Genomic DNA, 11,212 nt, shown 5'->3' with positions numbered 1-11,212 from the left:
TTCATTTTTTCGAACCTCCAGGTTCTTAGTTAAAAACAACAAAATAAGGAAAATATAGAATGGCTAAGGGGCAATCTTTGCAAGATCCGTTCCTGAACGCATTACGGCGTGAAAGGGTCCCGGTTTCTATTTATTTGGTCAACGGCATCAAATTGCAGGGTCAGATTGAATCTTTTGACCAGTTTGTCATTTTACTGAAAAATACGGTTAGCCAGATGGTTTATAAACATGCCATCTCTACTGTTGTACCTTCTCGTCCGGTTTCTCATCACAGTAGCAATACAGGTGTAGGGGCCAGTGTAGGTAATTATCACTCCGGGGGAGCCTCAGCTCCAGCCGCACAACAGGACAGTGATGGCGCTGAATAAGCTTGAGAATAGTGACTGAATGAAGAAAAACATAGGTAGGGAGGTTTTACCTATGTTTTTTCCTGTAATTTTTGACTCAGCCTGAGAGGTCGCACCTTTGTTTGAGCGTTATGAAGGCGGTGAACAAGCCGTTGTGGTGCATGTGTTCTTCTCGCAGGATAAAGACACCGATAATCTCAGTGAGTTTGAATCACTGGTAACTTCTGCTGGTGTAGTTCCTGTACAGATTGTCACGGGGAGTAGAAAAGCCCCTCATCCGAAATATTTTGTCGGAGAAGGTAAGGCTGAGGAGATTGCTGAGGCTGTACAGGCCAGTGGTGCTGATGTTGTGTTGTTTAATCATGCACTCAGTCCTGCACAGGAGCGCAATCTTGAACGGCTCTGTCAATGTCGGGTGATCGACCGTACCGGCGTGATTCTAGATATTTTTGCCCAGCGGGCACGGACTCACGAAGGGAAGTTACAGGTAGAATTGGCGCAGTTACGCCATCTTTCTACCCGTCTTATTCGGGGATGGACTCACCTTGAACGCCAGAAAGGTGGGATTGGCCTAAGAGGGCCTGGGGAAACTCAGCTTGAGACGGATAGGCGTTTATTGCGGGATAAAATTCGCCAGATTTTGAGCCGTCTCAACCGGGTTGAGAAACAGCGAGAGCAGGGGCGTCAGGCGCGGAATAAAGCGGATATACCGACGATTTCACTGGTGGGATATACCAATGCCGGTAAATCGAGCTTGTTTAACCGTATGACTTCCGCTGAAGTTTATGCGGCTGATCAATTATTTGCTACTCTGGACCCAACGCTGCGGCGGATTGAAGTTGATGATGTTGGCACTGCTGTGTTGGCTGATACTGTTGGTTTTATCCGTCATTTGCCTCATGATCTGGTTGCGGCATTTAAAGCCACATTGCAGGAAACCCGGCAGGCAACATTATTGCTGCATGTCGTTGATGCTGCGGATAGTCGTATAGACGAAAATATTGCCGCAGTTGACAGCGTACTGGAAGAGATAGACGCTCATGAAATTCCGGTACTGCTGGTGATGAATAAGATTGATATGTTGGGAGATTTTACACCGCGTATTGATCGCAACGAAGATAACTTACCGGTCAGAGTTTGGTTGTCTGCGCAAACCGGTGAAGGTATCCCGTTGTTGTTACAAGCGTTGACGGAGCGCCTTTCGGGTGAAATCGCACACTACGAATTGCGCTTGCCGCCAGAGGCGGGCCGTTTACGCAGCCGCTTCTATCAACTTCAGGCAATAGAGAAAGAGTGGATAGAAGAGGACGGCAAAGTTGGTATCGAAGTGAGAATGCCGATTGTTGACTGGCGCCGTCTGTGCAAACAAGAACAGGATTTGCTTGATTACATCGTCTGATTTGTCTGGCAGATGAATATCAGAAAACTTGTGTGATTGAGAGTTAGCTTGTTTACAAGCAGCTCTTAGCCTGAAAAACCAATCATAAAAGAATGGAGCTAAAACATGGCGTGGAATCAGCCCGGGAACAACGGACAGGACCGCGACCCGTGGGGGAGCAGCAATAATAATAGCGGCAACTCTGGCGGGAACAAAGGTGGTCGAAACCGTGGGGCATCTGATCTCGACGATCTGTTCCGTAAGCTGAGTAGTAAACTTGGTGGTTTCGGTGGGAATAAGGGCGGTAATGGTTCTGACCAAGGAACAAAATTTGGCGGGCGTATTATGAGCCTTGCTGCTGTTGCTATAGTCGTTATTTGGGCCGCTAGTGGTTTCTATACGATTAAAGAAACAGAACGTGGCGTTGTTACCCGTTTGGGCAAATTGAGCCATATTGTGCAGCCAGGTCTGAACTGGAAACCAACGTTCATTGATGAAGTTGTTCCAGTTAACGTAGAGTCTGTTCGTGAGCTGGCGGCATCTGGTGTGATGCTGACTTCTGATGAGAACGTTGTTCGTGTAGAAATGAACGTTCAATACCGTGTGACTAATCCAGCTGCTTATCTCTATAGCGTAACAAGCCCTGATAACAGCTTGCGTCAGGCAACAGACAGCGCAGTGCGTGGTGTGATAGGTAAATACACCATGGATAAAATTCTGACTGAAGGTCGTACTATTGTACGTAGCGATACCCAACGGGTACTGGAAGAAACTATTCGTCCATACAACATGGGTATTACTCTGTTGGATGTTAACTTCCAGACTGCCCGTCCACCAGAGGAAGTAAAAGCTTCATTTGACGATGCGATTGCCGCCCGTGAAAACGAACAGCAATACATTCGTGAAGCGGAAGCTTACGCTAATGAAGTTCAGCCACGTGCAAATGGTCAGGCTCAGCGGCTAATTGAAGATGCTAAAGCTTATAAAGCTCGAGTGGTATTGGAGGCACAGGGTGAGGTAGCAAGTTTTGCCAAAATGTTGCCTGAATATAAAGCAGCCCCAGAAATTACTCGTGAGCGTCTGTACATTGAGACTATGGAAAAGGTGCTGAGTCATACTCGTAAGGTTATTGCTAGTGAGAATAATAATAATCTGATGGTCCTGCCATTGGATCAAATGTTCCGCAGCGATACAGCCAGCGGTAAAGGTAAAACGGGCGTGGAAAGCCAGCCAGGTAATTCAGCAGGTCTCAGCCCACGAGTTACTCGTCCGACAATACCGTTAAGTTCGAACCGGACAGATAATCTGCGTAATGACACTGTTAGAGTAGGGAGACAATAATCATGCGTAAGCCATTCATTGTTATTATTGTCGCTGTACTGGTAGTTTTATATACCTCAGTGTTTGTCGTGCATGAAGGACAGCGCGGTATTGTTCTACGTTTTAGTAAGGTTGTCCGTGATGCGGAAAATAAACCGATTGTGTATGAACCTGGTTTTCATTTTAAAGTGCCATTCATTGAAACAGTGAAAACCCTTGATGCCCGTATTCAAACTATGGATATTCAGGCGGATCGGTTCCTGACCAGTGAAAACAAAGACTTGATTGTCGATTCTTACCTGAAATGGCGCATTATCGATTTTAGCCGTTATTATCTGGCTACTGGTAATGGTGATATTTCTCAGGCTGAAGTTTTGCTGAAACGTAAGTTCAGTGACCGTTTACGTTCTGAAATTGGTCGTTTGGATGTTCGCGGTATTGTTACTGATTCACGTGGCAAATTGACTACCGATGTTCGTGATGCGTTGAATAAAGGTACCACTGACAGTGAAGTAGCAACGACCAGTGAAGCGGATGATGCTATCGCATCTGCTGTAGCTCGAGTAGAGAAAGAAACGGCGGGTAAACAATCGGCTATTAATCCGAACAGTATGGCAGCTCTGGGTATTGAGGTTGTTGATGTGCGAATCAAGCAGATCAACCTGCCGTTAGAAGTTTCAGAAGCTATTTTCCAGCGTATGCGTGCGGAACGTGAAGCGGTAGCTCGTCGTCATCGCTCTCAGGGCCTGGAAGAAGCAGAGAAATTGCGCGCAGCAGCGGATAAGCAGGTCACCGAAACGTTGGCAAAAGCGGAGCGTGAAGCCCGTACTTTGCGTGGTTCCGGTGATGCAGAGGCGGCTAAACTGTTTGCTGATGCATTCAGTCAGGACCCGGATTTCTATGCTTTTATCCGTAGCTTACGTGCTTACGAGAAAAGCTTCAGTGAAGATGGAAAAGATGTTCTGGTGTTAAGTCCAGATACTGATTTCTTCCGTTATATGAAGGCACCTGAAAAACGTGCAGTTCAGCGCTGATAGATTTTTGAATCTATAAGTAAGGCCCGCATTAGGCGGGCCTTGTCATGTCAGGTGGTTAACAAAGATAACCGATGTGATAAAAATTACTGAAAGGTGTGGAATGAGATGTTAGAATCCATTTTTAAGCAACCGAGTGAATTTTGAAATGGGTAAGAACGTTGTCGTATTGGGCACCCAATGGGGTGACGAGGGCAAGGGCAAGATCGTCGACTTGCTGACTGAACGAGCTAAGTATGTTGTTCGTTATCAAGGTGGCCATAATGCTGGTCATACACTGGTTATTAACGGTGAAAAAACCGTTCTCCACTTAATCCCATCCGGGATCTTGCGTGAAAATGTTATTAGCATCATTGCAAACGGGGTCGTGTTAGCGCCTGATGCACTGATGAAAGAGATGAACGCATTAGAGTCCCGTGGTGTTCCTGTTCGCGAACGTCTGCTTATTTCAGAAGCTTGTCCGCTTATTCTTCCATACCATGTTGCATTAGATAATGCCCGCGAGAAAGCCCGTGGTGCGAAAGCTATTGGTACGACTGGTCGTGGTATCGGTCCTGCGTATGAAGACAAAGTTGCACGTCGCGGCTTACGTGTTGGTGACTTGTTTGATAAAGAAGCATTCGCAGCTAAACTAAAAGAAATTATCGAATATCACAACTTTCAACTGGTTCATTATTACAAAGAACCTGCGGTTGATTACCAAAAAACTCTTGACGAAATCATGGCTGTTGCCGATATCCTGACGAGTATGGTCGTTGACGTTTCTGACCTGCTGTACAAAGCAACTCAGAAAGGTGAATTGATTATGTTCGAAGGAGCACAAGGCACTTTGTTGGATATCGACCACGGTACCTATCCATACGTGACCTCTTCCAACACTACGGCTGGTGGCGTTGCAACAGGTTCCGGTTTAGGTCCATGCTATGTTGATTATGTTCTGGGGATCATTAAGGCTTATTCTACCCGTGTAGGTGCTGGCCCATTCCCAACGGAGTTGTTTGATGAAACTGGCAACTACCTGCGTGAAAAGGGTCAAGAGTTTGGTGCGACTACTGGCCGTAGCCGTCGTACCGGTTGGCTGGACATCATTGCTATCCGCCGTGCGGTACAGATCAACTCGCTGTCAGGTTTCTGTATGACCAAGTTAGACGTGCTGGATGGCTTAAAAGAAGTAAAAATTTGTGTTGGCTACCGTATGCCTGATGGCCGAGTGGTTGAAACGACCCCTTTGGCAGCAGATGATTGGGAAGGTATTGAACCCGTTTATGAGACAATGCCTGGCTGGGACGAAAGTACTTTCGGTGTGAAAGAGCATAGCAAATTGCCTCTGGCAGCGTTGGACTATATCAAACGTGTAGAAGAGCTTACTGGTGTTCCTGTTGATATTATTTCTACAGGTCCAGATCGTTCAGAGACAATGATTCTGCGTGATCCGTTTGATGCCTGATTATGTGAGATAATTAGGTAAAGCCGGGCTTTTCAGCCCGGTTTTTTGCTATTTATTATGGCCTTTTTTGCTTAACTACCAGAAGATCAACAGAATTTTGGCCAATTCATGGTATATAATTTGAACAAATACTTATTTTTTCAGTTTGTTCTCGGATATATTAACTTATATCTCATTATCCAGAGGTTGATGTGCAGTTAACGAGTTTTACAGATTATGGCTTGCGCGCGCTAATTTATATGGCTGCTTTACCGCAAAGCCAGATGACCAGTATTTCTGAAGTTACTGATGTTTATGGTGTTTCTCGTAACCACATGGTAAAGATCATTAACCAATTGAGCCATTTAGGATTAGTGGATGCTGTCCGTGGTAAAAACGGCGGCATTCGTCTGGGTAAACCGGCAAAAGATATCAGAATTGGTGATGTAGTTCGTGCGCTAGAACCATTGTCATTGGTTAACTGTAGCCAGGAATCTTGCCATATTACGTCTGCATGTCGTCTGAAGATGGTATTAAATCAGGCAATAGAGAAGTTTTTAGAAGAACTGGATAAGCATACTTTAGCTGATATGGTTGAAGGCAATATCCCCCTTTATAAGCTGCTTCTGACCGAATGAAGAAATGGCGTAAGCAGCTTGCTGATGACAACGGAGGAACAACTACCATGTCACAAGATCCTTTTCAGAAACGAGAAGCGGAAAAATATGAATCGCCTATTCCAAGCCGTGAGTACATCTTAGACATTATCTCTAAATGTGCTGTACCTGTAAGTCGCCAGGAACTGGCACAAGAGCTGAATCTGACCAATGATGAGGATCTTGAAGCATTACGTCGCCGTTTGCGGGCAATGGAACGTGATGGTCAACTGGTTTTCACCCGCCGTCAATGTTACGCCTTGCCAGAAAGACTGGATTTATTAAAAGGTAGCGTTATTGGTCACAGGGATGGTTATGGTTTCCTGAGGGTGGAAGGATACAAAGACGATTTTTATCTTTCTGCTGAGCAGTTGAAAATGGCTATTCATGGTGATGTCGTATTGGCGCAGCCATTGCCTTCAGATCGTAAAGGGCGCAGTGAAGCGCGTATTGTTCGTGTATTGGTACCTAAGACCAGTCAGATTGTTGGCCGTTATTTTCTTGACTCTGACATGGGGTTTGTCGTACCGGATGACAGTCGCTTGAGCTTCGATATCTTGATCCCGAGAGATGAGAGTTGTGGTGCTCGTATGGGGAACGTGGTCGTGGTGGAATTAACTGCACGCCCAACGCGCCGCACAAAAGCGGTTGGTAAAATTGTTGAAGTGTTGGGTGAAACCATGGGAACGAATATGGCAGTGGAAATTGCCTTGCGTACTCATGAAATTCCACACAATTGGCCACCACAAGTGGAAAATCAGGTGGCATCTCTGGATGAACAGGTGCCTGAATCTGCGAAAGAAGACCGTGTTGATCTGCGTGCTCTACCATTGGTGACTATTGATGGTGAAGATGCTCGTGATTTTGATGACGCCGTTTATTGCGAGAGGAAGCGAAGCGGTGGTTGGCGTTTATGGGTTGCTATTGCTGATGTCAGTTACTATGTTCGCCCACAAACGGCATTGGATACAGAAGCCTGTAACCGGAGTAACTCGGTTTACTTCCCGTCTCAGGTTGTTCCTATGTTGCCAGAGGTGCTTTCCAATGGCCTTTGTTCGTTGAACCCACAGGTTGATCGTCTTTGTATGGTGTGTGAGATGACAGTTTCAGCTCAAGGAAAATTGTCATCTTATAAATTTTATGAAGCAGTCATGAATTCTCATGCCCGCCTGACATATACCAAAGTATGGCGTATGTTGCAGGGAGATGAAGAGTTGCGTGAGCAATATAAGCCTTTGGTTCAGCATATTGAGCACTTACATGAACTTTATCAGGCATTGGAAAGTGCCCGGGAGCAGCGTGGTGCGATCTCTTTTGAATCGGAAGAGGCGAAGTTTATCTTTAATGCTGAACGCCGAATTGAGCGGATTGAACCAGTTGTTCGCAATGACGCGCATAAACTGATTGAAGAGTGCATGATTCTGGCGAATATTGCTGCTGCGCGTTTCGTAGAGAAAAACAGAGAACCGGTGCTTTACCGTATTCATGATCGACCAAGAGAAGAAAGCATTCTTAACCTGCGTTCTGTTTTTAGCGAATTGGGATTGACTTTGCCGGGTGGCATGACGCCAACGCCGAAGGATTATGCACAACTGATGCATCAAGTGGCGGAACGTCCCGATCGTGAATTACTGCAAACCATGTTGCTGCGTTCAATGAAACAGGCAATTTATGACCCGGAAAATCGAGGTCACTTTGGCCTGTCATTAAACTCTTATGCGCACTTTACTTCACCTATCCGACGCTATCCTGATTTGGTACTGCATCGGGCGATAAAATATCTGTTGGCAAAACAGGAAGGTATTGTTGAGCAGTGCGGAACAGCAACCGGTGGATGGCATAGCGATGTGGAGCATATGCTGCAACTGGGCGAACACTGTTCTATGACTGAGCGCCGTGCAGATGAAGCGACGAGAGATGTTGCTGATTGGCTTAAGTGTGATTTCATGCAGGATCAGGTGGGCAATATTTTTACCGGAATTATCACCAGTGTGACAGGCTTCGGCTTCTTTGTTCGCTTGAATGATCTGTTTATCGACGGCTTAGTACATGTTTCCACACTGCATAATGATTATTATCGCTTTGATAATGTGGGGCAGCGTTTAATTGGTGAATCTTCTGGTCAAACTTACCGGTTGGGGGATGAAGTTGAAATCCGAGTGGAAGCTGTCCATATGGATGAGCGTAATATTGATTTTAAATTGCTTTCCACTACCCGCAAAGCCCGGAATGCAGGTAAAACAACGCGTGACAAGCTGAAAAAAGCAGAGCCTGGCCGTAGGGACGGTAAGAAAGGGCGTGGTTATAGCAAAGAGACTCGCTTTGAACCTGATGGTGCTTTCCGTAAAAAGAAACCTGCGGATAAGCCGAAAGGGAATAAGAAAAAAGATAAGAAAAAACCTTCAGCCGAAACACAAAAAATTGCCTCTAAATTCAAAGCGAAACGGGCTAAGAAAAGTGCAGAGAAGTAATCAAAGGGCTATTCCTTCCGAGGTAGCCTGAATATTTTAGTGTCTTGAATACAGAGAGCCTGATGGATAGGCTCAAAGTATCAGTCAGTACTGTATAACAGTGAAATAAGAAGATTATGAGTGAAATTATCTACGGTATTCATGCCGTTAAAGCTTTACTGGAGCGCGATCCTCAGCGTTTTATAGAAGTTTATGTACTGAAAGGGCGCGAAGATCGTCGTTTGATGCCTCTGATTAATGAACTGGAAAACATTGGGATAGTTGTCCAATTGGCAAATCGTCAGTGGCTGGATAATCAAACGGAAGGTGCTGTGCATCAGGGGATTATCGCCAAAGTGAAGTCGGGGTGTCAATATCAGGAAAATGACTTACCAGATTTACTGGCACAGGTGGAAACGCCTTTTTTGCTGGTGCTTGATGGTGTGACAGATCCACATAATCTGGGCGCTTGTTTGCGTAGTGCTGATGCGGCAGGTGTGCATGCGGTTATTGTTCCCCGAGACCGTTCCGCTCAGCTTAATGCTACGGCGAAAAAGGTGGCATGTGGCGCTGCGGAGAGCGTACCACTTGTTCGTGTAACTAATCTTGCCCGAACTCTGCGTTTGTTGCAGGAACATAATATTTGGGTGGTTGGTACAGCTGGGGAAGCTGACCATACGCTATATCAGAGCAAACTAACAGGCCCCATTGCTTTGGTGATGGGGGCGGAAGGGGAAGGTATGCGCCGTTTGACCCGTGAACACTGTGATGAATTGATTAGTATTCCTATGGCGGGTTCTGTCTCATCCCTTAATGTGTCTGTTGCAACGGGTGTTTGCCTGTTTGAAGCGATGCGTCAGCGTAGTTCGCAGTAACGAAAAATATAAAGCGTTGTTCGCTCCTTGAGTTTTTTATGCGAGGCGGGTATAGTTACGCGTCAATTTTTCAGCCGCACTTAAACAAGTTCCTTGCCTCCACGGGCCGCGGTTGACCCTGACAGGAGGCTGAATAATCCGTAAGGAGCAATACTAATGCGTCATTACGAAATCGTTTTTATGGTCCATCCTGACCAAAGCGAACAGGTTCCGGGCATGATCGAGCGTTACAGTGCGACTATCACTAACGCGCAAGGTCAGATTCACCGTCTGGAAGACTGGGGTCGCCGTCAACTGGCTTATCCAATCAACAAACTGCACAAAGCCCACTACGTTCTGATGAACGTTGAAGCTCCGCAGGAAGCGGTTGATGAGCTGGAAACTAACTTCCGCTTCAACGATGCCGTTATCCGCAGCATGATTATGCGCGTTAAGCACGCGGTAACTGAAGCATCTCCAATGGTTAAAGCCAAAGATGAACGTCGCAGCCGCGATTACTCTCTGGAAGACGCCGGCGTTGATGCTGAAGAAGCTGGGGATTCTGAAGAGTAATAACTGTGACGACTAATCGTTTGGTGCTTTCTGGCATAGTGTGCAAAGCCCCTATTCGAAAAGTCAGTCCAGCCGGCATCCCTCATTGCCAGTTTGTACTTGAGCATCGTTCACAGCAACAGGAAGCCGGTCTAAGCAGGCAAGCATGGTGCAGAATGCCAGTCATTGCCAGCGGACAAGCGTTACAAGTTTTAACTCACAGTATAACGGTCGGCAGTCGATTAACCGTTTCAGGATTCATTAGTTGCCATCAAGGTCGCAATGGTCTTAACAAACTGGTTCTTCATGCCGAGCAGATTGAATTGATAGATTCTGGAGACTAGCCAAATGGCACGTTATTTCCGTCGTCGCAAGTTCTGCCGTTTCACCGCGGAAGGCGTTCAAGAGATTGATTATAAAGACATCGCTACGCTGAAAAATTACATCACCGAGAGTGGTAAAATTGTACCAAGCCGTATCACTGGCACCCGTGCAAAATATCAGCGTCAGCTCGCTCGTGCTATCAAGCGCGCACGCTACCTGTCTTTGTTGCCTTACACTGATCGTCATCAGTAATCGGCACAGTCCATTAACGACTCTGAGAGGATAAGGTAATGCAAATTATTCTGCTTGATAAAGTAGCTAACCTGGGTAGCCTGGGTGATCAAGTTAACGTTAAACCGGGCTATGCCCGTAACTACTTAGTACCACAGGGAAAAGCTGTTCCTGCGACTAAGAAAAACATCGAATTCTTCGAAGCTCGCCGCGCTGAACTAGAAGCTAAACTGGCTGATGTTCTGGCAGCAGCAGAAGCTCGCGCTGAGAAAATCAGTGAGCTGGGTTCTGTTACTATTGCTTCTAAAGCAGGTGACGAAGGTAAACTGTTTGGTTCTGTTGGTACTCGTGATATCGCTGATGCAGTTACTGCGGCAGGTATTGAAGTATCTAAAAGCGAAGTTCGCTTGCCTAATGGTGTTCTGCGTACCACTGGTGAACATGAAGTTCACTTCCAGGTACACAGCGATGTATTCGCGAAACTGAACGTTAACATTGTTGCTGAAGCTTAATATCTAATTAACGGATGCAAACAAGTAAAAAACGCTGGCAATGCTGGCGTTTTTTGTTTTGCCAATTCAATATTACCTTATTCGGCTATAAGATTTTCTCTGATAGTTTCCGTTAAATCTGATTGCTA

General features: G+C 46.0%; 12 protein-coding genes. All 12 read left to right on the top strand.

All coding sequences use genetic code 11. The annotated features are described in order from the left end of the window. The first annotated feature begins 59 nt into the window (after positions 1-59). Positions 60-368, top strand: a complete 309-nt coding sequence (gene hfq, locus AM629_RS09515; protein ID WP_054478358.1) for an RNA chaperone Hfq — start codon at positions 60-62, stop codon at positions 366-368. 97 nt (positions 369-465) lie between these two features. Beyond that, complete coding sequence (hflX, locus tag AM629_RS09510) at positions 466-1,746, top strand: ribosome rescue GTPase HflX (RefSeq protein WP_054478356.1); 1,281 nt, start codon at positions 466-468, stop codon at positions 1,744-1,746. A 105-nt stretch (positions 1,747-1,851) separates the two neighbouring features. After that, positions 1,852-3,066 carry an FtsH protease activity modulator HflK gene (hflK, locus tag AM629_RS09505; protein ID WP_054478355.1) on the top strand — a complete coding sequence of 405 codons (1,215 nt, stop codon included), beginning with the start codon at positions 1,852-1,854 and terminating at the stop codon, positions 3,064-3,066. Positions 3,067-3,068: 2 nt separating this feature from the next. Further along, positions 3,069-4,079: a protease modulator HflC gene (hflC, locus tag AM629_RS09500; RefSeq protein WP_054478353.1), complete on the top strand. Its 1,011-nt coding sequence runs from the start codon at positions 3,069-3,071 to the stop codon at positions 4,077-4,079. Between the two features lie 148 nt (positions 4,080-4,227). Continuing rightward, complete coding sequence (locus AM629_RS09495) at positions 4,228-5,526, top strand: adenylosuccinate synthase (protein ID WP_054478407.1); 1,299 nt, start codon at positions 4,228-4,230, stop codon at positions 5,524-5,526. A 191-nt stretch (positions 5,527-5,717) separates the two neighbouring features. After that, entirely contained in the window at positions 5,718-6,143 is a 426-nt protein-coding gene (gene nsrR, locus AM629_RS09490; RefSeq protein ID WP_054478350.1) for a nitric oxide-sensing transcriptional repressor NsrR, read from the top strand. Positions 6,144-6,190: 47 nt separating this feature from the next. Next, positions 6,191-8,632, top strand: a complete 2,442-nt coding sequence (gene rnr, locus AM629_RS09485; protein ID WP_054478405.1) for a ribonuclease R — start codon at positions 6,191-6,193, stop codon at positions 8,630-8,632. Between the two features lie 116 nt (positions 8,633-8,748). Next, a complete protein-coding gene (gene rlmB, locus AM629_RS09480; RefSeq protein ID WP_054478347.1) occupies positions 8,749-9,486 on the top strand; it encodes a 23S rRNA (guanosine(2251)-2'-O)-methyltransferase RlmB in 738 nt (245 codons plus the stop codon). 156 nt (positions 9,487-9,642) lie between these two features. Then, a complete protein-coding gene (gene rpsF / locus AM629_RS09475) occupies positions 9,643-10,038 on the top strand; it encodes a 30S ribosomal protein S6 (RefSeq protein ID WP_015836147.1) in 396 nt (131 codons plus the stop codon). Positions 10,039-10,043: 5 nt separating this feature from the next. After that, positions 10,044-10,361, top strand: coding sequence for a primosomal replication protein N (gene priB / locus AM629_RS22115; protein WP_072161856.1), 318 nt, complete (start codon positions 10,044-10,046; stop codon positions 10,359-10,361). A 4-nt stretch (positions 10,362-10,365) separates the two neighbouring features. Then, on the top strand, positions 10,366-10,593 hold the full coding sequence (gene rpsR, locus AM629_RS09465; protein WP_000135199.1) for a 30S ribosomal protein S18: 228 nt from the start codon (positions 10,366-10,368) through the stop codon (positions 10,591-10,593). Between the two features lie 38 nt (positions 10,594-10,631). After that, a complete protein-coding gene (rplI, locus tag AM629_RS09460; protein ID WP_054478344.1) occupies positions 10,632-11,084 on the top strand; it encodes a 50S ribosomal protein L9 in 453 nt (150 codons plus the stop codon). Positions 11,085-11,212: the final 128 nt, after the last annotated feature.

The organism is Photorhabdus heterorhabditis, assembly GCF_001280945.1.
Taxonomy (GTDB): Bacteria; Pseudomonadota; Gammaproteobacteria; order Enterobacterales; family Enterobacteriaceae; genus Photorhabdus; species Photorhabdus heterorhabditis.
Note: the sequence above shows the minus strand (reverse complement) of the source record. Positions and strands in the feature narration are given on the sequence as shown.